26 protein-coding genes are annotated in these 24,025 nt (G+C 52.2%); 10 read left to right on the top strand and 16 right to left on the bottom strand.

What is annotated here, in order from left to right:
• Positions 1–129: 129 nt before the first annotated feature.
• Positions 130–531 (top strand): DoxX family protein, encoded by a 402-nt coding sequence (locus TU75_RS10200; RefSeq protein ID WP_060548851.1) that lies wholly within the window; start codon positions 130–132, stop codon positions 529–531.
• Positions 532–582: 51 nt separating this feature from the next.
• Here TU75_RS10200 and TU75_RS28520 read toward each other — a convergent pair whose 3' ends face one another.
• Positions 583–903, bottom strand: coding sequence for a DUF1330 domain-containing protein (locus TU75_RS28520; protein ID WP_060548850.1), 321 nt, complete (start codon positions 901–903; stop codon positions 583–585).
• A 216-nt stretch (positions 904–1,119) separates the two neighbouring features.
• Between TU75_RS28520 and TU75_RS10190 the strand changes: the two genes are divergently transcribed.
• The 5 genes from TU75_RS10190 to TU75_RS10170 all read left to right on the top strand — a co-directional run bounded on the left by TU75_RS10190 (position 1,120) and on the right by TU75_RS10170 (position 7,520).
• On the top strand, positions 1,120–2,214 hold the full coding sequence (locus TU75_RS10190; RefSeq protein WP_060548961.1) for an NADH:flavin oxidoreductase/NADH oxidase: 1,095 nt from the start codon (positions 1,120–1,122) through the stop codon (positions 2,212–2,214).
• Positions 2,215–2,422: 208 nt separating this feature from the next.
• Positions 2,423–3,325 (top strand): LysR family transcriptional regulator, encoded by a 903-nt coding sequence (locus TU75_RS10185; protein ID WP_060548849.1) that lies wholly within the window; start codon positions 2,423–2,425, stop codon positions 3,323–3,325.
• Positions 3,326–3,487: 162 nt separating this feature from the next.
• Positions 3,488–5,020, top strand: coding sequence for an MFS transporter (locus TU75_RS10180; RefSeq protein ID WP_060548848.1), 1,533 nt, complete (start codon positions 3,488–3,490; stop codon positions 5,018–5,020).
• Positions 5,021–5,034: 14 nt separating this feature from the next.
• Positions 5,035–6,087 (top strand): HlyD family secretion protein, encoded by a 1,053-nt coding sequence (locus TU75_RS10175; RefSeq protein ID WP_060548847.1) that lies wholly within the window; start codon positions 5,035–5,037, stop codon positions 6,085–6,087.
• Positions 6,084–7,520, top strand: a complete 1,437-nt coding sequence (locus tag TU75_RS10170; protein ID WP_060548846.1) for an efflux transporter outer membrane subunit — start codon at positions 6,084–6,086, stop codon at positions 7,518–7,520. The genes TU75_RS10175 and TU75_RS10170 overlap by 4 nt, the downstream gene beginning before the upstream one ends.
• Positions 7,521–7,572: 52 nt before the next feature.
• On the opposite strand, the gene TU75_RS10165 is transcribed toward TU75_RS10170, so the two are convergent.
• From TU75_RS10165 to TU75_RS10105, 13 genes are all read right to left on the bottom strand, one after another.
• Complete coding sequence (locus tag TU75_RS10165; RefSeq protein ID WP_197676837.1) at positions 7,573–8,589, bottom strand: alpha/beta hydrolase; 1,017 nt, start codon at positions 8,587–8,589, stop codon at positions 7,573–7,575.
• A gap of 35 nt (positions 8,590–8,624) precedes the next feature.
• Positions 8,625–9,545, bottom strand: a complete 921-nt coding sequence (locus TU75_RS10160) for an N-acyl homoserine lactonase family protein (RefSeq protein ID WP_082630345.1) — start codon at positions 9,543–9,545, stop codon at positions 8,625–8,627.
• Between the two features lie 130 nt (positions 9,546–9,675).
• Positions 9,676–10,560: an alpha/beta hydrolase gene (locus TU75_RS10155; RefSeq protein WP_162276114.1), complete on the bottom strand. Its 885-nt coding sequence runs from the start codon at positions 10,558–10,560 to the stop codon at positions 9,676–9,678.
• A gap of 36 nt (positions 10,561–10,596) precedes the next feature.
• Complete coding sequence (locus TU75_RS10150; protein ID WP_231982035.1) at positions 10,597–11,400, bottom strand: SphA family protein; 804 nt, start codon at positions 11,398–11,400, stop codon at positions 10,597–10,599.
• A gap of 223 nt (positions 11,401–11,623) precedes the next feature.
• The gene (gene dmpG / locus TU75_RS10145) at positions 11,624–12,655 is read right to left on the bottom strand and encodes a 4-hydroxy-2-oxovalerate aldolase (protein ID WP_060548843.1); all 1,032 of its coding nucleotides are present in this window, start codon (positions 12,653–12,655) and stop codon (positions 11,624–11,626) included.
• A gap of 1 nt (position 12,656) precedes the next feature.
• Entirely contained in the window at positions 12,657–13,604 is a 948-nt protein-coding gene (locus TU75_RS10140) for an acetaldehyde dehydrogenase (acetylating) (protein WP_060548842.1), read from the bottom strand.
• Between the two features lie 69 nt (positions 13,605–13,673).
• Positions 13,674–14,111, bottom strand: a complete 438-nt coding sequence (locus tag TU75_RS10135; protein ID WP_231982002.1) for a RidA family protein — start codon at positions 14,109–14,111, stop codon at positions 13,674–13,676.
• Entirely contained in the window at positions 14,108–14,878 is a 771-nt protein-coding gene (locus TU75_RS10130; protein WP_060548841.1) for a 2-keto-4-pentenoate hydratase, read from the bottom strand. The genes TU75_RS10135 and TU75_RS10130 overlap by 4 nt, the downstream gene beginning before the upstream one ends.
• Positions 14,879–14,887: 9 nt before the next feature.
• Positions 14,888–15,673, bottom strand: coding sequence for a 2-keto-4-pentenoate hydratase (gene mhpD, locus TU75_RS10125; protein WP_060548840.1), 786 nt, complete (start codon positions 15,671–15,673; stop codon positions 14,888–14,890).
• Complete coding sequence (locus tag TU75_RS10120; RefSeq protein WP_060548839.1) at positions 15,666–17,141, bottom strand: 2-hydroxymuconic semialdehyde dehydrogenase; 1,476 nt, start codon at positions 17,139–17,141, stop codon at positions 15,666–15,668. The genes mhpD and TU75_RS10120 overlap by 8 nt, the downstream gene beginning before the upstream one ends.
• Before the next feature lie 163 nt (positions 17,142–17,304).
• A complete protein-coding gene (locus tag TU75_RS10115; RefSeq protein WP_060548838.1) occupies positions 17,305–18,120 on the bottom strand; it encodes a DODA-type extradiol aromatic ring-opening family dioxygenase in 816 nt (271 codons plus the stop codon).
• Between the two features lie 31 nt (positions 18,121–18,151).
• Complete coding sequence (locus tag TU75_RS10110) at positions 18,152–19,069, bottom strand: DODA-type extradiol aromatic ring-opening family dioxygenase (RefSeq protein ID WP_060548837.1); 918 nt, start codon at positions 19,067–19,069, stop codon at positions 18,152–18,154.
• Between the two features lie 36 nt (positions 19,070–19,105).
• A complete protein-coding gene (locus tag TU75_RS10105) occupies positions 19,106–19,522 on the bottom strand; it encodes a RidA family protein (protein WP_082630341.1) in 417 nt (138 codons plus the stop codon).
• Between the two features lie 237 nt (positions 19,523–19,759).
• Between TU75_RS10105 and TU75_RS10100 the strand changes: the two genes are divergently transcribed.
• The 4 genes from TU75_RS10100 to tnpC all read left to right on the top strand — a co-directional run bounded on the left by TU75_RS10100 (position 19,760) and on the right by tnpC (position 22,627).
• Complete coding sequence (locus tag TU75_RS10100; protein ID WP_069665433.1) at positions 19,760–20,263, top strand: MarR family winged helix-turn-helix transcriptional regulator; 504 nt, start codon at positions 19,760–19,762, stop codon at positions 20,261–20,263.
• A 110-nt stretch (positions 20,264–20,373) separates the two neighbouring features.
• Positions 20,374–20,706 carry an IS66-like element accessory protein TnpA gene (tnpA, locus tag TU75_RS28515; protein ID WP_082630339.1) on the top strand — a complete coding sequence of 111 codons (333 nt, stop codon included), beginning with the start codon at positions 20,374–20,376 and terminating at the stop codon, positions 20,704–20,706.
• Positions 20,703–21,038, top strand: coding sequence for an IS66 family insertion sequence element accessory protein TnpB (tnpB, locus tag TU75_RS28510; protein WP_060548835.1), 336 nt, complete (start codon positions 20,703–20,705; stop codon positions 21,036–21,038). Before tnpA ends, tnpB begins: the two co-directional genes overlap by 4 nt.
• A 62-nt stretch (positions 21,039–21,100) precedes the next feature.
• On the top strand, positions 21,101–22,627 hold the full coding sequence (tnpC, locus tag TU75_RS10090; RefSeq protein WP_060548834.1) for an IS66 family transposase: 1,527 nt from the start codon (positions 21,101–21,103) through the stop codon (positions 22,625–22,627).
• Between the two features lie 44 nt (positions 22,628–22,671).
• On the opposite strand, the gene TU75_RS10085 is transcribed toward tnpC, so the two are convergent.
• Positions 22,672–23,313 carry an HAD-IA family hydrolase gene (locus TU75_RS10085; protein WP_197676838.1) on the bottom strand — a complete coding sequence of 214 codons (642 nt, stop codon included), beginning with the start codon at positions 23,311–23,313 and terminating at the stop codon, positions 22,672–22,674.
• A gap of 176 nt (positions 23,314–23,489) precedes the next feature.
• A partial coding sequence (locus TU75_RS10080) for an integrase core domain-containing protein (protein ID WP_156422780.1) occupies positions 23,490–24,025 on the bottom strand: 536 nt, incomplete at its 5' end.

Here is a 24,025-nt window from a genome sequence, read left to right as displayed (position 1 = left end):
CTTGGGTAGGCAACAGCCATATGATGCCGCGTTTGAGGATGGTATTTCAAATTACCGTCAAGTGAGGTAACATCATCACCAACGGTAATACATATTACCGTTCATTTCTTGAACACTTTGGAGGAGTAAATGACTGAATTTGCAGCATCACTTTTGAGTAGTTCTATCCTGATGATTGTCGCCCGGGTGGTGCTAGCTTCTTTCTTTCTGATCGCGGGGATCTTCGGGATTTTCAACTTCCCTGCTGTCGTGCAGGAGATGAGCGCGGCATCCCTTATGGCGCCTAAGCTGATGGCGGTAGCCACCATCGCGACTCAGCTGGTCGGCTCCATTTTACTCATCACCAATGTGGCGGGACTTAGCTGGTTAGGGGCGGTTATGCTCGCAGTTTTCACGCTGCTCTGCATTCCGTTCGGTCACCCCTTCTGGCAGTTCGAGGAGCCGCAACGGACACAGCACCTGCAGATCGCGCTTGAGCACTTTGCCCTGTCTGGAGGGCTTTTGATTGCCGCTATCGTCAGTCTGAGATGATCCCGTCAAACCCTCGTGTTTCGCTCTATGACGGCAACCAGACTGCAGGGCTTAGCTGAGAAGCCTGAATCGACAGATCATTGCAGTAGACCTATCCGCAACTAGCGCTTGATATTCGCTAGAGTGGTACCAGTTCATCGCGCTTTGGCGATCCGGGAATCGAATGATGATGCCGACCGGCAAACCAGCATCACCTGTTAGCATCTCCCACTCACCACCCGCGATGAACTCCCCACCGTGAGACCTGACGGTCGCACCTGCGACACTTGAGTACCTGGCTTTCGCCTCTGGATTGATTACTTGAAGCTCTACCAGTACGTAAGCGCTCACTGAGTTCTCCTCGATCGCGGTGGTACATATTGACGATTCCATCTGGAGAAAGACTGGTTTTCTTCAGTGGGCATTTACTAGCTAAAGCTGGCACTTAGACTAGCGCGTTTATCAATGCCGTCGCACGCCTACGAGGTCAGCAGGATCGTCAGGCGCCTTTTGGATACCGTTAACTTATTAATTGATCGCGTACCCACGCCGAAGCCTCTTCATCTCGGCTTGTCATTATTAAGTATCGCAGCAAGCGAAGTGAACCCAATGTCCAAACTATTCTCCCCTTTCACTCTGACATCCGTAACACTTCGAAATCGGATAGCCGTCCCCCCCATGTGCCAATACATGGCAGTAGACGGATTCGCTAACGAATGGCACACCAATCACTATGCTGCTTTGGGTCGAGGCGGGGCTGGCCTGGTCATCGTTGAGGCAACAGCCGTGTCGCCTGAAGGCAGGATTACGCCGGGCTGCACAGGCCTCTGGTCTGATGACCACGTACGCGGAATGGCGCGGGTCTCTGCAGCAATTAAGCGAGGTGGAGCAGTTCCTGGTATCCAGATTGGCCATGCGGGGAGGAAAGCAAGCGCCAATCGGCCGTGGGAAGGGGACGACCATATTAAAGAACAAGACCCTGAAGGCTGGGTTACGATTGCTCCTTCTGCGGTTCCTTTCGGTGCCCACCTGCCGAAGGTGCCAAAAGAAATGAGCAAGGACGACATCCAACGCGTTCAAGCTGACTTCATCGAAGCGGCCCAACGTGCACTCGCTGCAGGCTTCGAATGGCTTGAGCTTCATTTCGCTCACGGCTATTTGGCGCAGAGCTTCTTTTCAAATTACGCAAATACCCGATCCGACGAATATGGTGGCACGCAACGTGACCGCTTCATCCTAGAGACTCTGGAGGCCGTCCGCAAAGTTTGGCCCCCTCATTTGCCGCTCACAGCACGGCTAGGAGTGATCGAGTTTGATGGCCTAGACGAAAAGACCCTCAATGAATCGATCGATCTCGTTCGCAAGATGAAAACGAGGGGGCTGGACATGCTGAACGTGAGCGTTAACTTCAACATTCCCGACACGCAAGTTCCATGGGGGCCCGCATTCCTCGCCCCGATTGCTCAACGCGTGCGAAATGAAGCAGGACTTCCAGTAGCCGCAGCCGGTGGAATCGACTCACCTCGCCTTTGCGAAAAGGTTCTTGAGGATGAACAGATCGACTTGGTGATGGTCGGCAGAGCACACTTGGCTAACCCGCACTGGGCCTTCCAAGCCGCCAAAGCGCTGGATGAAGACAGTCCATCTTGGGTATTGCCAGCGCCCTATGCGCACTGGCTTGCGCGCTATGCTGCGTCGGAGTAGATATTCCACCTTTGCGTCTATGGTGACGCTGCTGGTACAGATTCACTGGCAGCACGCCTGAAGGTTTGTAATTGCCGCACTCGTTCAGCCCGCACAAGCCTCTGCTGTCAGCATATGAAAGCTAGCTGTTCGCTCAGGAGAAACGATCACCCGCCCTGCTGAGCCAACGGGCCACGGCGGAAACTTGAATTGCCCCTCGGAGTGTAAAATGGCGATACCTGATCTGAACCTGCTGATCGCGCTAGATATTTTGCTAGATGAATCCTCGGTTACTAAGGCTGCAGAACGCTTACACCTGAGCCCTCCTGCGATGAGCCGCGCACTGGCCAAGATTCGAGAGTTGATCGGCGATCCTGTGCTTGTAAGGTCTGGCCGCAACCTCGTACCCACCCCAAGGGCTTTGGAGCTTCACGAATCAGTTAAGGCATTGGTTGAGAGAGCCCAGCAGGTCTTCACTCCTGCAGATCCGGTTGACCCTTCAAAACTCAATCGAACTTTTTACGTGCGCACCAACGATTTCTCTTTTGGCGAAATCGTACGCAAGCTCAATGTTGCATTGCAGGTTCAGGCACCAAACTGCAGCTTATGCATCGTGCCGGAGGGCATCATGGATGATCATGCTTTGGCCGAAGGAAGAATCGACCTGTACGTGAGTCGAAGAAGAGACTTCTCACCCAACACGAAGCTGCAGCAGCTATTTTTTGCGAACTTCGTTGGAATCGCACGCGAAGACCATCCCATCTTTAAAAACGAAATTACGCCTGAGTCTTTTGCTAAATACAGTCAAATCAGCATTTCGAGACGTGGCCGAGCACGTGGCCCGATTGATCAGCAATTGCAGACGCTAGGCCTGACTCGCCATGTGTCATTTGTGTCGCCATCACTTCTCGCATCCCTGTTCTACTTAGTAAATACGGATTTGATTCTACCCACATTTCCCAAACACTTGGTGCCGATGATCCAGGGTATGGGGCTGAAGCTGAAAACATTCGAACTGCCCGTGCCCGTTGACGCTGTTGAAATCGTTCAGGCATGGCACCCACGATTAGACAGCGATCCTGGACACCAATGGTTCCGCAGGCTAGTGAAGGAGGTGAGCGCGGAAATCTGAGTAGACAGTGGATTCCACCTAGCGAAATCCAACCTTAAAGCATTAGCAATTTTGTTATTCCATCCAAGTGGTTAAAGTGGGAAGCACTTAATAACCACTAATGGAGACTCCGGCGATGAATGTCCCGGCACTCATGTGGCCAGTTGCCTGGGGAGTAGCCATATGGACGCACTAACACATCCTCTCCCCGCACAAGCAGCCGCGCCTCCGGCCTTTAAATTCGGAATTCAAATTGCTACAGGACTGATCGGAATCTTGCTGGCCGTTTTGATAGCTGGTTTTAACGAAAGCGTTACTAAAGTTGCAATGGCTGATATTAGAGGTGCGATGGGCTTCGACTATGACCAAGGTACTTGGTTGATAGCGACTTACGCAGCCACTTCTGTTACGGCTATGGCATTTGCCCCTTGGTGTGCAGTCACATTCACGTTCAGACGGTTTGTGATTTTTGCGATGGCGACCTACTCGATCATTGCATTCTTGTGCCCATTTGCCCCGAGCTATGAAAGTTTGCTTACCCTTAGAGCAGTGCAGGGTCTCATGGGTGGAGCAATGCCCCCTATGCTCATGTCTGTCGCACTGCGCTATCTGCCTCCGAACGTGAAATTGTATGGCCTGGGCGCTTATGCCCTCACGGCAACATTCGGCCCAAGCTTCGGCATACCGTTGGCAGGTTGGAGTGTCGATTACTTAGGCTGGCAGTTCGCATTCTGGCAGGTAATACCCATGTGCTTGTTGAGCATGGCACTCGTGTCTTGGGGCATGCCGGAAGATCCGATGAAGCTTGAGCGCTTCAAGGATTTCAACGTGCGAGGTTTCATCCTTGGCGTACCGGCGATCATCATGATTGTACTGGGTTTGGAACAAGGCCAGCGGCTGGATTGGTTCAACTCGGACTTGATTAAGTTTCTGATCTTGGGCGGCCTCACTTTATTGACACTGTTCCTCGCGAACGAATGGAATCACCCATTTCCGTTTTTTAAGGTGCAGCTGTTGAAAAGGCGGAACCTTGCTCACTCGCTAATAACGTTAGGCGGCATCCTGTTCATCATGGGCGCCACGATCAACATTCCATCGAGTTATCTCGCTGCAGTTCAAGGTTACAGAGCCTTGGACACTACCCCTGCTTTACTAATCGTCGCGGTACCGCAGTTTTTGATCATCCCATTGGTCGTTGCGGTGCTGAACAATAGGTATGTGGACTGCAGGTATGTACTGGCAGCAGGGTTTGCCCTTCTTGCATTCGCCTGTTACTTGGGCTCGCACATGACAAGCGAATGGATCAGAGACAACTTCTATGTGATTCAAATTATCCAAGCCTTCGCCCAACCTATGGCTGTGATTCCCGTAATTATGCTCTCTGTTACGGGACTGGATGCGAAAGACGGCCCATTTGCGTCTGCTTGGTTCAACACTCTCAAGGGCTTCGCCGGAGTTGCCGCAGCCTGTGGTATTGAGGTGCTGTCCATCCACCGCGAGCACTTCCACTCGACCGTCTTGGTCGACCAGCTAGGTAACCGACCGCTGCACGACTCGGCGATCAGCGTCAGCGAGATTGCACACCGCGTGCACGAGCAAGTTATGACGCTTACCTCTGCTGATCTTTACACATACGTAGGCATTGCATGCGTTGTGATGATTCCCCTGATCGCAATTTTGCCAACCCGTATTTATCCGCCTGCCATCATCAAATAGCTCTGGATACATCAATGAAAAGTTTAAAATTCCCCACACACACACCTGCGGTGGCGTTTGCGCTGCTTGCTGTGGTGGTAGCCTTCGCTGGCTATGCATTTGCATCTTCAAGCCACGTTGAAACTACTGACGACGCATTCATCAATGCTGACTTCACGCTAATCGCGCCTAAAGTAAATGGATTCATCCGTGATGTGCTCGTTGAAGATAACCAGGCAGTAAGCGCGGGCCAAGTGCTCGCGCTAATTGACGATGACGACTACAACGTGGAACTGACGGCAGCTAGAGCAAAAGTCGCGACCAGTGAAGCCGAAATGCACCACACCTCAGCATTGCTGAAACGCCAGAAAGCTGAGATCCGTCAGGTCGAAGCAGGCATCGAATCCGACACTGCGGAGTTCAAATTTGCCAAGCATGAATTTGAGCGCTACAAAAATCTTGCAGCTCAGGGCGCCGGTACACTGCAAAACGCGCAGCAAGCGAGTACACAATTGGCAAAAGCCACCGCGCAGCTCAACAACCGTAACGCGATGCTCGATTCAGCACGCACTCAAGTGGAAGTATTAGAAGCCACCGAACAGTCGGCTGCCGCGGAGCTTGAGCACGCAAAGGCAATGCTTGAAAAAGCTGAACTCAATGTCTCCTACACGGTACTTAAAGCTCCCTTCGACGGTATTGTCGGACGGCGTAGTGTCCGCAAGGGCGCATTTGTAAAGCCTGGCGACATGCTGATGGCAGTAGTCCCAAAGCAAAAGTTTTACGTGATAGCCAATTTCCGTGAAGTGCAACTCACCCATGTCCATGCTGGCCAACGCGCCGAGATCACAGTGGACACCTTCCCTGGGAATAAACTTGTCGGCGAGGTTGAAAGCTTGGCACCGGCTACGGGGGTCACGTTCGCACCGATCGCTCCCGATAACGCAACAGGGAATTTCACTAAAGTAGTACAGCGCATTCCGGTCAAAATCATGCTGGATGAAAATCAGCCACTGATTTCCAAACTCAAGGTTGGCATGTCGGTAGAGGCATCCATTCAGGCTACAGAGTCTAGAGGGGGCGCCGAATGAACCGCGATCATAAAATCGATCAATTAGCCAAGGCAATTGCGATCGCCAGCCTTCTCGCCCTGGGCGGCTGCATGGTGGGGCCTGACTTTAAGCGGCCAGAAACCGGCCTGCCACAAGTGTGGAAAGATCAAGATTCACACGAGTTGATGAATGAAGAGCATGTTGCCAATAACTGGTGGGAACAGTTTCACGATCCCGTCCTGACGCAGCTCATCGAACAGGTTTCAACTTCTAACCTTGATTTAAAAATGGCCGCTGAACGCTTAAGTCAGAGTAAAGCGATCTTCCAGAGCGTTGCCTCAGATCGCCTACCTTCGGTAGAAGGGGGCCTTTCCTATAACCGAGGGAGGAGCAGCCAGAAAGGCCTCGCTGACATTGCAGGGTTGGATGGAAAAAAGAACTTCAACGTTTGGGATACGGGTATCGATAGCACCTGGGAGATCGATCTGTGGGGCCGGGTCAAGCGAGCCGTGGAAGCGGCAGACGCGAAAGTCACCGTAGCGCAATCTGACTGGCAGGCGGTTGACCTGTCATTAAGGGCGGAAACTGCCTCTCATTACATCAAACTCCGGGGAATTCAAGAGCTACTGGAGGTAACTGAGCAAAACCTCGATACGGCCCGTAAAACAGTAAATTTGACAAGGATCAAATTTCAACAAGGTGTAGCAACCGATCTGGACGTATCAGAGGCTTCAGCACTGCTGGCATCCATTCAGGCCAGGATACCGAGCTTGGAGCAACAAGCAGCTGAAACGATGAATGCACTAAGTTTATTGACTGCGCAGCCGCCCAGTAGCTTGAACCCATTATTAGCCGATCGTTCACAAATTCCCTCCCTCAGCGGCACGATTGCAATGGGAGTCCCCAGCAAACTGGCCCAACGGCGTCCCGACATACGCCGCGCAGAGGCGCAGCTACATGCAGCAACAGCGTCGATCGGCATTGCGAAAGCGAACTTCTACCCTTCGATCACACTGTCGGGGAGCATGGGTTTTCAGGCCAATCAACTGTCAGATCTGGGTAGCTGGAGCACGCACCAATTCGCGTTTGGGCCATCAATCAACATACCAATTTTTGAAGGTGGAAAGCTCAAGGCGATGCTGAAGCTCAGCGAGGGTCAACAAAAGGAGGCAGCCTTGGCCTATCAAAAGACAGTGCTTTCGGCGTGGCACGAGGTGGATGACGCCGTCTCGGGGCTGGAAAATCAGCAGAGAAGAGAGCGGCACCTTGAAGAAGCCGTGGTTCAAAGCCAAAAAGCCTTGGCCAGTGCTCAGAGCCAATATAAGCAGGGAACAACAGACTATCTGAACGTCCTGTCTGTACAAAATTCGTTACTCGCTAACGAGTCAGATTTGGCGACAAGCAAGGCGTCTAAATCGCTTGCCGCCGTGAGGCTCTACAAAGCACTGGGAGGCGGCTGGAACAACAGTTGATTGCTCATCAATGAATAACAGTTGTTTGAGGAAGCGGAATACCACAGTGGGCTCAGGACTTGCTCTGAGAATCATCAGCAGCCAGGCTTGAGTCCAACCCCATCTGCCTGAGGGCAACTCTCGCTACAGACGACTGAGGGTCGTTTAGCTCCAACACCGCCTGGAGATGATCGATACCTTGCAACTCAAGGCTGCCCTGCAAGCGTCCCGCGCTCTGCAAGGCTTGCGCAAAAGTGATCGACTGACGCTTGAACTCTGGACTTTCATCTTGCCCCCAAGCGATGAATACCGGACAGGAGACGGCAGACACGAAATGAATCGGGCTGAAAGCATACGTCTCAGCAGGACTGAGCCTGAGATAGTTAGCACGGAAGGAGAGCATTGGCGCTTCAAGCTCGCACAATCCGCTGATTAACACTGCACTTTGGATCAACTTTTTTGGCACACCATATCGAGACCAATCAGTAGTCAACATCACTCCCGCTAGGTGGGCTCCGGAGGAGTGTCCGGACAAGGTGATACGATTAGGATCCCCGCCTATTTTTTCTGCGTTCCGGTACACCCACAACAGTGCAGAACGACACTGCTCGACCATTCCAGCTAAAGTAGTTGCAGGAATGTTGTCAAAATTCAGTGCGACGTAAATCCCACCACGCTCAACAAATACGGGGGCCGGCCCGGAACTGGTATCTTTAGAGAGCAACCGCCATGCACCACCATGAATAAACACATGTATGGGAGCGACACCTGCATCACTTGGTGAAAAAACATCCAGAACCTCGGAAGGTTTATTACCATACGAGAACGTTTTGAATGAATATTTTTTCTTCACGTGCTGGCTGATATCGCCATAGGACTGAATGGTGCGCTCAAAGCCTGGATGAGCCCATACATCCTGATTATAAGCATCGTCAAGCTCGGACTGAGTGTAGTCCATAAATACTTTTTTATCTGAAGCAAATGAAACACACGCCCCAATTGATCCCATTGAGAGCGTGAGAAATGAAAAATTAAGAAAATTCCGACGGTGCATATGAGCATCCCTAAAGACAACGATACGCGTCAGCACCTAGCGACACATAATCCCGTGTCGCTAGGTGAATTTCACGTAAAGAGAATTTTTTGATTAGAGGTATCCGGACGACGGGATGTATCTCCGTCCTTCAGATTCAGTTCAGCAATTTGATTTCCATTCGGAGCTGTCCATGTATTGTGACGATTCCAGATCTCCGCATCGTGTCCCGGAATGATCCGCTCAAACTTATTTTTTACCACGCTACGCATCTGTCGGTAGACATCAATCTGGTTGAAGGCGTTACCTTGATGGTATCCAGGAGGCCACATCCGTTCTATATTAGAATACCAATAAACAATGTCTCCAGCGGCAATAAAGGGCCCGTTGTGAGTATTGACTTCAAACCATTGCGATCCGAAGGTATGACTATCCTTCGCTAACCGAGCAGTGATCCCCGGAAGAATCTCCTCGTCACCAGTAATAAATTTAACTCGACCATCTGATATACCTTGGGCAGCACGAATCAGGTCGGCGGGATCGAATGAGGTAAAGACCCACTCTTTCTCCTCCTCCGTTTCGTGTTGGTGCGAAGAACATACAGCTTTAGACCACCCCGTATATTCATCCAACTGAATGTAAAGCTTAGCATTCGGAAACGCTTCAAAATTCCCCATGTGGTCAAAGTGCATGTGGGTTACCAGAATAGTATCCACATCCTCTGGTGAGAACCCTACGCGACCCAGAACATCCTTGGGATCTTCCCAGCTGGAAAAAGCATACCGGGTAAGCCAATGATCATTTTGAAAACCGCAATCTACGAGAACAACATGTTGCTTTCCCCCGACCTCCCCACCGACGAGTAAGGTGTAAATCATCGGGTTGATACATGTACCGGAATTACTGAAAATACCAGCACCACCAAAAAAATCTTTTGCCATATCTACTTGGCAATATGCCAATGACCAAATCGACCAATCTGTATCGCGTGGCGTTGCAGGAATAGCTTTCATTTTTTTCACCTGATGCGTAATTAATGACGGTCAAATATCTCGGCACCCTTAACCTCCAGCGAGGCTCATGTATGCCCGTCCTCTTCGAGAGATCGCCACTCCGTATGCAATCAAGCTCGACTACTGGGCGCTACTTCGCGCCCTGCACCTCCAGTCGCCGGCAAAGATAATCAACCATGCTACCTTCGCCGTGGAAGAACTCGTCCAATATATCGAAGTGATTTTTTTCAACCATGTTTATCTCTACGCCCCAACCTTTCTCAGAACATACTTCTGCATAGTCAACTGACTGACGAATAAATTCAGAGGGTTCTTGATTACCAACCACTACCATAAGCGGCACATAATTCTTTGTTACCCGAAGATTGGTACTGAGTGACTTAGCTGCATCAGCCGTAAGTCCCAGAGTCGGGCCCGCAAATGTGTGGGGGATGGGACGGACATCAAACAGCCCACTCACGGCAATAGCGCCAACGTAAGGCAATCGTGGCATGTCATGTTTCCTCCAATCAGTAGACAATAGCTCTGCTACTCCGTGCCCTCCAACTGAATGACCAACAAGCATGATCCTGTTTCGATCTATACCGAAGTGCTCTGCATTTTTCCAAAGAAACGAGTACGCACCTTTGTGCTCCTCAACTATCTCTGCAACAGAACAGTTCGGACATAGCGTATAGTTTTCTACCACCGTAACGATGCCAAGTTTGCTGAGACCCGCCGCGACGAAACTCCATTCCTTGCTTGTAGTGGCCTTCCAAAAACCTCCGTGAACAAAAAATACAGCAGGTTTCAGTTTAGGATCGGTGGGCGCTCCGGGATAGAAAACATCCAGAGTTTGACCAGCCTTTGCGCCGTAAGGAATATCCAACAAACATTGCACTTTATTGCGAGTGCGCGCACTCGTTTCAATATACTTTTTTACATACATACCAAAGTCTGGAACAGATCTCTCCACATCATACTGCTCATCGAGTTGCTGCTGGGTTGTAAAGTTTCGATAAAGAGGCAAGGACATAATAGCGATCACCATTTGAATAAAAACAGCTATAAATCAATAGGCAAATGCAAACTTCAACCAGAATGCGTCCCCCTCTGGCCTGTTCTTTACGTAGTCTTCACGCTGCCACTTTGCCGTCAACGACCAACCATTGGAGTTTGAATACTTCACAGCAGGCCCGATTGCGAAAGATTTTCCTTTATTGTCACTGACCCGATCACCGTCCAAGTAATCATCTGTTGTCTGCTGATAGAAGTATCCGCCGACTCCAGCAACCCAACCAGGTGCAACGGCCCAGCCTACTGCATAGTCAACAATGAACTCTTGGCCAGATTTGTAATCCGTATCACGGTTTTTGGCATTAATACCATACATGACTTTGGCATCGGCATTGAGTCCGTGAGGATCAGCGTAGGTCATTGCAATAACTGCCTGAGCTGTCCAATAATTTCTGCCGAAGTTTGCGAGATCGTTACGATCGTAACGACCAGTGGGCGCGTAGAAGTCAACTCCATAAACAACATGAAAATTTTGACTGTAGTGATAGCCGAGTCCCGGCCCGAACGTAATATCACCTAGACCCTGCTTGCGATCATTCACACCTGCCATCGAAACCCGAAGATCCACAAGAGGAATGATGGTATGGAATGCTAATTGCCCGCCTAGCACTTGATGATTGGTGACCCAGATAAACCGAGGAGCGACTACATTTGCTTCCAGATCAAAATCAACCGGCAATTTCCCCCCGTCATTGCCTCGCAGCACGTCAGCCCGGTAATTTTGTGCGTATACAACACCATAAAAACCTGGTGGTGGCATGGCTCCAGACATCCATGATTCAACACCAGGGGGATACATGGAACCGCCGCCCTCGGTTGCACTTGCCCATTGTGAAAATGCCAAAACTGATGGCCCTACAATTTTTTTGAAACCAAACGAATTCACCACTTCGATGACGCTTTTGCAATCACGCATGGTTATCTACCGATCTTATATTTATTTAATAGAGCCGGCCGCATTGCGGCTGTAGCCGGCTCTTGATCAGACTCGCTTAATAACTTACAAACATGTGCAGACGCAGTTACGTTGGTAACGCTCGTGCCTTCACCATATCGAGGGCCACGTCCACGATCATATCTTCTTGTCCGCCGATCATCCGGCGCTTCCCGAGTTCAACAAGAATGTCGAAAGCAGAGAGGTTATATTTCTTCGCGGCTGTCTCCGCGTGTCGGAGGAAGCTTGAATAAACACCGGCATAACCGAGAGCCAAAGTTTCTCTGTCTACTCGCACAGGGCGTTCTTGCAACGGACGTACAATATCTTCAGCGGCATCGATCAATTTCTTAACGTCGCAGCCGTGATTCAATCCCATCCGCTCTGCTGCGGCGATGAACACTTCGAGCGGGGCATTGCCAGCTCCCGCTCCCATTCCGGTAAGACTTGCATCGATCCTGTCACAACCGTTTTCAAGCGCGACCAAACTGTTGGCTACCCCCAGGCTCAAGTTATGGTGAGCATGCATGCCGGTTTGGGTCGTAGTATCTAAGACATCTTTCAAGGCCTTGAATCGCTCGGCGATGTCCCACATGTTCATCGCCCCACCTGAGTCGACCACATAAATGCACTCAGCGCCGTAACTTTCCATCAGCTTCGCCTGTTGAGCGAGGCCGATTGGGGTTTGCATATGGCTCATCATCAGAAAGCCGACCGTGTCCATGCCCAGGTCACGCGCATACTCAATATGCTGTCGAGACACGTCCGCTTCGGTGCAGTGCGTTGCAACCCTGACAACTCGCGCGCCAGCATCGTAGGCTTCTCGCAGATCGTGAACAGTTCCGATACCTGGAAGCAACAGCGTAGCGATCTTGGCTTGCTTAACAGCATCTGCGGCAGCAGAGATCCACTCCAAGTCGCTATGAGCGCCAAATCCGTAATTAAAGCTTGACCCCTTGAGGCCGTCACCGTGCGCGACTTCAATACTATCTACACCAGCCTCATCCAATGCCCGCGCAATTTGCGACACATGCTTCAATGTGTATCGATGGCGAATGGCGTGCATGCCATCACGCAAGGTAACGTCGGAAATATAGATTTTCTTTGCTTGCTCTATCATTTCAGACCCCTTTAGCTTGGGCGTCGGTGCCCGCGATTCTCTCGGCAACGGTTAATGCCGCGCTTGTCATGATGTCAAGGTTTCCGGCGTACGATGGCAAGTAATGTCCAGCGCCCTCAACTTCAAGGAAGACAGAAACCTTCAAACCGGTAGTCCAGCCGAGCCCTGGAATATTTTGCTCGTTGCCTTCAACTATTTCCTCAAACTGAACTTTCTGCTTGAGCCTGTATCCAGGAACATAGTCCTGAACGGACTTGACCATCTGCTCGACAGACTCCGTGATCGCGCCGATTTTGGCATCCGCTGAAACGAAGCAGTAGACAGTATCCCGCATGATCAATGGCGGCTCGGCGGGGTTGAGGATAATGATTGCACGCCCCTGTGCAGCGCCGCCTACTTCGAGGATTGCCTTGGAAGTTGTTTCGGTAAACTCATCAATGTTGGCGCGTGTGCCCGGGCCAGCTGATTTGCTGGAAATTGAAGCGACAATTTCTGCGTAATGCACTGGGCTGATTCGAGAAACAGCATGCACGATAGGAATCGTGGCCTGCCCTCCACAAGTGACCATGTTGATATTTGGGGCGTCCACGTGCCGGTCGAAGTTCACTACCGGGATTACGTAAGGGCCAATCGCTGCCGGCGTGAGATCAATCACCCTTATGCCATGGGCTTGAAGTTTTTGGTTATGCACGGCGTGCGCGCCAGCGGAAGTCGCATCGAAGGCGATTTTAATGTCCCGGAAAGCTGGCATATCGATGAGTCCGTCCACCCCATCTGCTGTTGTAGGAACTCCAAGCCTTTGAGCTCTCGCAAGCCCGTCTGAGTTCGGATCGATGCCAACCATTGCACCTACCTCTAATAATTTAGAGTTGCGCATGATTTTTATCATAAGATCGGTTCCGATGTTACCCGACCCAATAATTGCCACTGAAAGGCGGTCATTAGACATAAAGTATCCTCTCGCGCATAGTTTGAATTTGCATGGGACAAACTATGCGACGTCAATGGAGACAATCAATTAGAGCGGCTTATAGGCCACCACTTTAATTTCAATCACCAACTGAGGGTGCGGTAGTTGATGAACAGCGACTGTGGTACGCGCGGGGCCTGTAGCGTCAAAGAACTCCGCATACACTTTATTGTAAACGGCGAAGTCATTCATATTTACAAGATAGCTGCAGACCTCTACAACATCGCTAAGGTCTGCGTCCACGCTTTGAAGAATGTCTCGGATATTCGAAATTACCTCACGGGTCTGAATTTCGATATCTGGCCTAGGCCTACCGTTCTCGTCTGGCTCAGCTCCGACAAACGTATTGTCGGGTCTACGTGAGCTGGTTCCGGAAACGAATAGAAAATCGCCGGCACGTTTTACGTGAGGGAAGCTACCCATTGGCTTGGCTTTCCCTTCTACCAGCTTCGCAGAGTTATCAGTTTTGCTAACCATGTCGTTCATCGCTCGCCAGTAGTGCTGAATGAGAGGCTTCCCAGATTCTGTACTTCACAACGCACTGAGATACCTGGCTTCAACGCCACAGCAGCTGTGGCAGCACCAGCCAAAATTAGACTGCCGGCTTCAAGTGCCTCGCCCTGCTGGGCTGCTAGGCGCGCAGCGGCCACCAAAGCGCGAATAGGCGATCCGAGAATGGCAGCAGAAGTACCCAGTTCAACAGCGCGCCCGTCGAAGCTCATGATCATGCCCAGATTGCTCACGTCAGTCTCAGGCTTGTGCCAAGCCCCCACCACAAAGCCGGAGGAGGACGCGTTGTCGGCGATAACATCCGGCAGTGAAAACTTGAAGTCCCGGTACCGTGAGTCAATGATTTCCATAGCTGGCGCAACAGCCTCAACAGCGGCCAAAGCCTCCAACGGTGTTACGTTGCCCTCCAGGCGCTTGCCCAAGAGGTAACAAATCTCGGGTTCTACCCTGGGGTGGACATAGTGCGCCAAATTGATTTCACCACCCTCTTCAACCCACATGTCCGAAGTCAACCGCCCCCATATGAGGTCGGAAACCCCCATCTGGGCCATTTTCGCTCGACTGGTGAAACCCATTTTCAGTCCCACCTGACGAGCTCCGCGCTCGATTCGGTGAGCGATCAGCAAACGCTGAATCTCGGCGGCCTCTCTGACCGTCACGGCATCCTCACCAGTTAGCTGCGGGGTAGCTTTGCCACTTACAGCAGCTTCGTCCAAGCGTTGTGCAATTCGGGTAATTTTCATAACGACTCCTCAACTGGCCGGACTAAAGCAAGCGCGAACACTGCCAAGCCCATGGATGCGGGCTTCAAAGACATCGCCGGGGTTTGCTGCCACCAACGGGCCGAGCGCTCCGCTGAGCACAACATCTCCGGACTTCAATGGGGTGCCCTGCTTGACCAAGGTGCGCGCGAGCCACAAAGCGGCGTTCAGTGGATGCCCAAGGCATGCGGCCCCGACTCCTAGAGAAACTTGTTGTCCTGCGCGTTCCATAACCATCCCGGCGAGTCGCAAATCAAGACCTTCTAGCTTCACGGGTGTGTTCCCGAGCACATAAAGACCAGCTGAAGCGTTATCTGCGACAGTGTCCAGAATGTTGATATCCCAATTGGCGATCCGGCTACCCACAACCTCAATGGCCGGCAGTGCATAGGCAGTTGCACCTATCAAGTCAATAAGCGTGATGTTTTCATGATCCAAATCACGCTCGATCACTAGGGCAACTTCAGCTTCACATTTGGGCTGCAACGTACGAGACCAGACAATCTCCTCACCGTCGTTGACCGCCATGGAATCGAACAATGTGCCAAAATCAGGTTGATCGACACCAAGTTGTTTCTGAACAGCAGCGGAGGTCAAGCCGATCTTACGTCCCGTTACCCTGCGCCCTGCCGCCAATTGACGTTGGACGTTGATTTGCTGAATCGCGTAAGCCTGGGCGACGCCTCCTTCGATATGGCCACGGAGCGGTTCGATGGGCTGCCCGGATAGTTCGGCTTCATTCAGCAGTGCGGCAAGTTTCGCGTTTTGCTCAGACATCAGGGCTCTCCTTATCGATGCGGACACAGACATTGGTCAGCTCGGAGTAGAAATTGAGGGAATGCATACCACCTTCACGCCCTATACCGGACAAGCCTGCGCCACCAAAAGGTGTGCGAAGGTCACGTAAGAACCAGGTGTTGACCCAACTGATACCCACACGCATCGATTCGCTAACACGATGAGCACGGCTCAAATTCGTAGTCCAGATCGTTGCTGCAAGGCCGTAGCGAGTGTCGTTAGCCCTTCGAATGACCTCGCTTTCGGAGTCAAATGGCGCGACATGGCAGATTGGCCCGAAGATTTCCTCCCGAATGACCCGGGCGTCATCACTCAAACCTGCGATAACAGTCGGCTCAACCCAGGCGCCGTTATCGCGATCGTCTCCAAACCTCGGCACGCCCCCCCCTGCGAGGAAAGTCGCGCCTTCTTGGCGTGCTAGCTCGAAGTAGCTGAGCACCTTGTCCCGATGTTTAGCGGAAATCAGCGGGCCCATTTGGGTTTCAGCCTCGTGGGGCCAATCGACTTTCAATGCCTTGATTCGCTCTGCCAATGCAGCGCAAAACCGATCAAAGATAGGGCGCTCTACGTAAACACGCTCAGAACAGAGACATACTTGCCCGCTATTGAGGAAAATGGCTCGCATCATCCCGTCGAGCATTTTTTCGAAATCGCAGTCCGCGAAAATCACAGCAGCGTTTTTACCACCCAATTCAAACGAAACAGGCTTCACACCCTCCGCTGCCGCTCGCATGATGGTACTGCCAGTTTTAGACTCACCAGTGAAGGTGATCGCACTGATATCAGGATGCTGGGATATGAACTCCCCAGCAGAATTTGGCCCAAAACCGTGTACTAAATTGAAGACTCCTGGTGGAACACCAACGGCTTCCATGACCTCAGCCAGCAGGGTTGCAGTGCCTGGAGTGTCCTCAGAAGGCTTAATCACTACCGCGTTACCACACGCTAGAGCCGGAGCAACCTTCCAAGTCAGCAAAAGTAGGGGCAAATTCCACGGTGAGATAACACCTACTACGCCCAATGGCTTGCGGGCAGTGTAATTGAGCGCATAAGCCCCGTCAGGCAGATCCAGCCGATGACTGTCTACAGGGGCAGTTGCAAGAATGTCCGCAAAATTGCGGAAATTCGCGATTCCCCTGGGGATATCAATGGTAGAGGCCATGGAAAGCGGCTTACCGGTATCAGCCATCTCAGCTTCAAGGAAGTCTTGCTGCCTGCGTTCCATCTCGTTTGCAATACGGCGGAGCAAATCAACCCGCTGCGCTGCTGTAGTGCGCCCCCATTCACCTTCCAGCGCTTGGTGGCCTGCTTTCACGGCAGTGTCCACGAGATCACGGTCAGCCTCATGGACTACCGCGACGACAGACCCATCGATGGGCGTGACGTCGTGGAAGGTCTTGGTACTCTCGATCCACTTGCCATCAACAAAATTTCGATATTGCTTCATAAACTACCTCAATAAACCACCCATACATCATTGCTTGCTGTCAGGTATAACGGGTCGAGCCGAAAAAAAAGCGCAGGAGCCCGTCATCCCGACTTGTAAGGGGAGATCAGAACAAAAAAGCTAGCGAAGAATTACTACGCCAAATTTAATCGACATAACTTGATCAGATTGAAAACTCAACTACCGCAGCACCGCTTCCATAAATAGCACCGTAGTGATGAACTATTGCACCTTTAAAGTGCCCATCTAATGCACCTAACAACCAGTGAAAATGTTTAAAACCCATTTCCGCCCTGGCCTCTTTGGCGTAAGAATTTAGTGCTTCTCTCAAAGCTTGGATGTTCCCAGACTCCATCAAACTGAGGATCTTCTTGTTGCAATCATCTTCAACTTTTTTCACTACGCGGTCTTCAACGGGGTCTACGGCGGTAGTGAAAACACTTCCGGATAGGCCACCAACACCAATGACAGCTATTCGCTTACCTTTCTCCGAGATACAGGCGACTGCAAGAGCAGCGAGTTTCTCAGTAGCGGCTTGATTGTCGTAAAGATTGTTAGAAGCTACTACAACCGGCAGCTCCGGGGTACCGACCTTGAGTGCATTACAGGCAACGATTGTTCCAGTATCAATTGGGAAGCTCTCATAATCAGCACCTCGGGCGTTTACACCAGCCGCACGGCAGCTTTCAATGCAAGCGTTAGCAAGGTCGACATCAGTATGAATGTCGTAAGGCAACTCTCCGAACTCATGCCAGTTTTCATCGACATGAACGTCTAAGCTGCGATGACGTGTCAGCCATATTTCATCCAGCACTGCAAACCATTGAGTTGAATAAATCAAAACCACATCGGGCTTCGACGCACGCAGCTTTTCGCCCACGTTTTCCATCGCGACTTTGAACTGCCTCCAGCTATCGACATCTGGGCGCAAATGAGGCAAAGGGCTACCGGGTACAAGAAATGCGGAGACGATAGTCATGGAATTAATACCTGATTGAAAAAAGGGACGGTTAGGCTGCTTTTCCTGCCATTCTGGCCAGACCCGCTTTGACCAAATTCCACTCCACAACGGCATTTCCTGTACCTATCACCGTTCCATAGCCATGTAATTGCGCAGGGAGGTTCGGATACTGCATGGCAGCATGCATCCAAGTGAACGCCCCCGATTTGACTTCAGCAAAAGCCTCCTCGATAAACTGAGGGAGGAGTTGGAAAACCTCATCCATACGCCCTTGCCGCATCAACTCAATCATCCGCATGTCCCAGTCGTAGCCAATCTTGTTCTTGGGATGCTCTTTGGACATATCCTCTGGGGGTACTGGCTCCTCATGGAAGTGCCAATGAGACAAGGTATTGGAAGCGAGCAAAACCGCACGCTTTCCTGATTTCAGGATGGCTTCACGAGTAGCTTTACCGAGCGCGTCCATCTCCCCCAGCCCCTCCTCCATGCTCAGGTAGTACGGCGTATTGTTCGCGGAAATCGACACGACGGGGATATCCCATTGCGGGCGTATCATGTGCAGGGTAGTGATCGTTCCATAATCAGGCCGGAATCTGGGGTTACGCATCATCTTCGTAACAAGCCCTGCTTTGCGGCCTTCCTCACAACAGGCCTCAGAAAGCTCGACGTCGAAATTGATCGAATAATCAAAACGGAACAGATTCGGAAAAATCGGATCGACCGACCGACCCTGAAGATGGTCGACACCGATGAAATGATGACCTACCGAAGTGATCCAGTGAGGCGAGTGCACCAGAAGAACGTCTGGTTTCAGTTCCTCGATACTGGCCCGCGCACGCTCATATGCCCACCGTAGCTGCTCCCAACCGCCCGTAGACTTTGGCTCGTTCTGCGGAGGGTTTTCACCATAAACCAAGTGAGGTGGATGAGGGGCAATGAAGCCACTGATGATTTCACCGTTTGCCATATCGCTTCTCCTAATATTTGTTTTTTGAAGGCAGGATCAATCGATTGCGAATTGGAACTCCATTTCAATCAGCGCGCTCAGGGGAAGCGCTGATACTCCTATAGACGTTCGCGCCGGAGGCGGTTGGTCTTTAAAATATTCATTCCACACAGCATTGAATTCGCCGAATTTTGTAAAGTCGCTGCAGTACACACGCACAAGCATCAACTGGTGAAAGCCCACCTCAAGCTCCACGCAAGCGTTCTTGAGATTCTCGAAGATCGTTCTCGCTTCGACCTCAAGGCCACCAGCAACCAAGCCTCCTTGCTCACGGTCAAGCCCAACCATGCCAGAAACGAAAAGTAATGAACCTATACGTACAATCGGGCTGTATTTGAAGTGCGGTGCTGGTAGAGACTCCACGGGGACAGGCAACCAAGACGGTGCTTTAAGAGGAGCGTGAGCGATAGACATTTTCTTGTTCTCTCTATGTACGTATACATCCTATATAGATCGATCCTATTGCTACAAAAATGAACTGTCAAAGCAATTTTTTGTATGTATACGTATTTTTTTATAACCAATTCGGGCGGTACTGCCTTGCAAGACGGGTCGAAGGTCCTTACCCTGCTTCCACTTAAAGCGTATTAGTACGCCTCCCCTCATAAATGGCTGCCTGCGCCATAGGCACCACCACAGAAGGCCCGGTCTATGTCCTCAAGCCGTTCCATTGCGCCCCCACAGGATTCAGTTTCTGCTCCACTCACTTCTGAGGTTCAGCAACTTGTAGATGCATTTCACCTTCAGGACATCCCCTCACATCTCCTGCGGCGGGCACATTTCAAGGCAGAAGAAATGTTTCATGAAGCCTTTAAGGCTGAATCAATTACACCGCGACAGAAGGCTGCCTTGATTGTCATCTCACAATCCCCCGGCCTGACCCAGAATGCCCTGGCCTCGCAACTATTCATGGATCGCAACACTATCGCGGATATGGTCAAGCGCCTTTGCGCTAACCAGCTAATCACACGCACCAGCGCTCACGGCGATGCACGCGCGTATCAACTCCACCTTGCGCCTGCAGGCGCTCGGCTTTTGGAACGCGTACTGCCGAGAGATGCGGAGGTGGAGCAACGACTCTTGGAACCGCTACCGGAGGAGTATCGCCCCCTTTTTTTGAAATGCCTCAGGCTGATGCTCAACGGAGCAGACTAAACATTACGTAAGCGTCCGGCCAAGTCATCTACCCAGCCCCGCAAAGCCAAGACATGGTGTGCACTTAAATTTAAGTGGGCACCAGTTCTAGCCTTCTAAGCGGGTATTTCATGCAGCCACAACGCCGTTCCTACTCCAAATCCTTCAAGGCCCAAATCGTTCAAGAGTGTGCCCAACCCGGCGCGTCGATTGCCAGCGTCGCACTGAGCCACAGTCTCAACGCGAACCTCGTCCATAAATGGATTCGGCTGCAATCGCAGAGAACTGTCATCCTGCAACCTGCCTTTATCCCCGTGGCCTTGCCGTCGTCAGCGCCACGATCGGACATCATTCCGTCCATGATCTGCCTCGAAATCCCACACCCACGCGGTACCGTAAAAGTGAACTGGCCAACAGAAAGCGCCGCTGCCTGCTCGACCTTTCTGCGAGACCTGTTGCGATGATCCGCATCGATGCCATCTGGCTCGCCACCGAGCCCATGGATATGCGCGCCGGAACTGAAACGGCGTTGGCCAGGGTGATCGCGGTGTTCGGTGCGGCGAGGCCGCACTGCGCTTATCTGTTTGCCAATCGCCGCGCTACCCGCATGAAAGTGCTGGTACATGACGGCATTGGCGTTTGGCTAGCTGTACGGCGCTTGAACCAAGGTAAATTTCATTGGCCTGGCCTTCGACAAGGCAGCGAAATGCAGTTGGATACCGAACAGCTTCAGGCATTGGTGCTCGGTCTACCTTGGCAACGCGTTGGAGCAGGCGGTGCAATCACACTGCTTTAAGAAGCTGTAATTAGCGCCTTGACCTACCGCCGCAAGCGATCTGCTTTGGTAAAATCCACGGCATGACTTCCTCGCCCAATCTCGATCAAATGACTCCCGACCAACTGCGTGCATTCGCTGCGCAGTTGATGTTCAAGGTCGACACCCAGAGCCGAAAAATCCATCGTGATGAAACGATCATCGAGCAGCTCACTCACGAGATCGCCATCCTTAAACGCCACAAGTTCGCCAAGCGCAGCGAGCAGATCAGCCCGGCGCAAGGCAGCTTGCTCGACGACCTGCTCAATACCGACCTCGAAGCCATCGAGTCCGAGTTAAAAACTCTTCATCCCGCTCCTGCACAGACAGAGCCACGCCAGCAACCCAAGCGCGCGCCGTTGCCAGTGCAGTTCCCACGCACTGTGATCCATCACGAGCCGGACAACACCCAGTGCGCGTGCGGCTGCCAGCTTCAGCGCATCGGTGAAGACGTCAGCGAAAAGCTGGACTACACACAGGGCGTGTTTACCGTCGAACAGCACGTTCGCGGGAAATGGGCCTGCCGGCAGTGCGAAACACTGATCCAGGCCCCGGTACCGGCGCAGGTGATCGACAAGGGCATCCCCACTGCCGGTCTGCTGGCGCATGTGATGGTGGCGAAGTTCGCCGACCATCTGCCGCTGTATCGACAGGAAAAGATCTTCGGCCGTGCCGGCCTGGCCATACCGCGCTCGACACTGGCGCAGTGGGTGGGTCAAACCGGCGTGCAGCTCCAGCCCTTGGTCGATGCGCTGCGCGAAGTGGTGCTGGCTCAGCGCGTGGTTCACGCCGATGAAACGCCGGTACAAATGCTGGCGCCCGGCGAGAGGAAAACTCACCGCGCTTATGTCTGGGCCTACAGCACTACGCCGTTCTCGGCATTAAAGGCCGTGGTCTATGACTTCAGCCCCAGCCGTGCTGGCGAACATGCGCGTAATTTCTTGGGCACCTGGAACGGCAAGCTGGTCTGTGATGACTTTGCCGGCTACAAAGCCAGCTTTGAGCTGGGCATTACCGAGATCGGCTGCATGGCCCATGCACGCCGTAAGTTCTTTGACTTGCATGTAGCCAACAAAAGCCAATTGGCGGAGCAGGCGCTTCACTCGATTGGTGGGCTGTACGAAGTCGAGCGACACGCCAAGGAAATGAGCGATGAAGACCGTTGGCGACTACGCCAGGAGACGGCGGTGCCCATTGCTGAAAAACTGCATGAGTGGATGCTGGCCCAACGCGAACTTGTGCCCGAGGGCTCTGCTACGGCCAAGGCCCTGGATTACAGCCTTAAACGCTGGGTAGCGCTGACGCGCTACCTGGACGATGGTGCTGTGCCCATCGACAACAACCAGATCGAGAACTTGATCCGGCCGTGGGCGCTTGGGCGGTCGAACTGGTTGTTTGCTGGGTCGCTGCGCAGCGGCAAACGGGCGGCGGCGATCATGAGCCTAATCCAGTCGGCACGTATGAACGGGCATGATCCGTATGCTTATCTCAAGGATGTGCTGACGCAGCTGCCGACGCAGCGGGCCAGCGAGATCGAGCGACTGCTACCACATAGCTGGGCGCCTGCTTAGCTACCCGACAGCAAGGTAGCTAAGAGCAGTCTCTATTCAACACGCTATACCGTGGAGGGGCATTGTGTGTCTTTGCCTATTACTTGTAGATCACTAATCTGCGCTTCAAGGTCGCTAGACTTCGTCCAATAAATAGCGTTCCACCCTGACTCACGTGCGGCTTGAACATTAGCTTGAGTATCATCTATCAAGAGTAACTCTTCCGGTAGAAATCCGGACAGTTCGGTAATTTTTTTATAAAAATCAAGGCTTGGCTTTCGGCAAGACAGCGCCGCCGAGTAAAAGATGCCATCGCAGTAGTGCTCCAGACCAAGCGATTTCATTAAAAAATTTGCGCGTAGGTGTTCTTGATTGGACGCGAGAAATACTTTCACACCACGACGACGATGACGGGCCAGATCCGACAGCAACCCAAGGTTGAGCCGAGCATCGTTTTCAAACCAATAACTCAATAATCTATGCCGAGAAAGTTTCGGAGCAATGTCTGCCAGCACTGACTCAAGCCTCTCCTCTAGGCATAACTTGCCTGTAACTATGGCATCCCAGTAAGGCTCGAAGAGCGCCTTATGGAGATCTGAGCTTGCTAGCCCGAGATCTTCCTCAAGAGATGAAGCCCAGCCCTCACCGTCGGAGGGGCGACCATCAACGACGACACCATCCACATCAACCATAAAAGCTTGAATCAACGTAGCCTCCGTCTGGCATCCCGTACTTCGCATTGCGAACAGATCCCAGCGTTTTCAGTTGGCATATTTCCCGAGTCGCAAGCATATGAGAACGGCTTGGATAGGTATAAGACTTGTTATGCATAACCTTAGGGCGCACTGGACTTGCCCCTACAAAACCGGACACCAACTCCCCGTCAAATTGATGCTGCTGCCAAGCGCCTGAACTCCCTCGGTGAGCGATAGTTCAAGGCGCTGTGCGGATGCTGCTCGTTGTAATGCTCGAAGGCAATTGCCAGGTTGCGCAGCGCCGTTTCTCGATCCGGCTTGGGCATGTGCGCAACGTAGTCACGTTTGATCGTCTTCACGAAGCTCTCGGCCATGCCGTTGCTCTGCGGGCTGCGCACCGGGGTGGTCACCGGCTGCAAACCGATCTGTCGAGCAAACAGGCGTGTCTGTTCGGCGGTGTACGCCGAGCCGTTGTCGCTTAGCCATTGAACCGGCGTTGCAGGCAGTTGATCACCGAAGCGTTTCTCTACGCTCTCCAGCATCAAGTCGCGGATGTCATCGCCGCTGTACCCGGTCGGACTCGCGACCCAGCCGATGGCTTCGCGGTCACAGCAATCCAGGGCGAAGGTCACGCTCAGTTTGGCGCCGTCCTCACAGCGGAACTCAAAGCCGTCCGAGCACCAACGCGTATCACTGGTTTGCACCGCAATACGACCCTCGTGCC

Origin of the sequence: Pseudomonas poae (assembly GCF_001439785.1) — a bacterium.
Taxonomy (GTDB): domain Bacteria; phylum Pseudomonadota; class Gammaproteobacteria; order Pseudomonadales; family Pseudomonadaceae; genus Aquipseudomonas; species Aquipseudomonas poae.
This window is presented reverse-complemented; position numbering and strand designations above follow the sequence as displayed.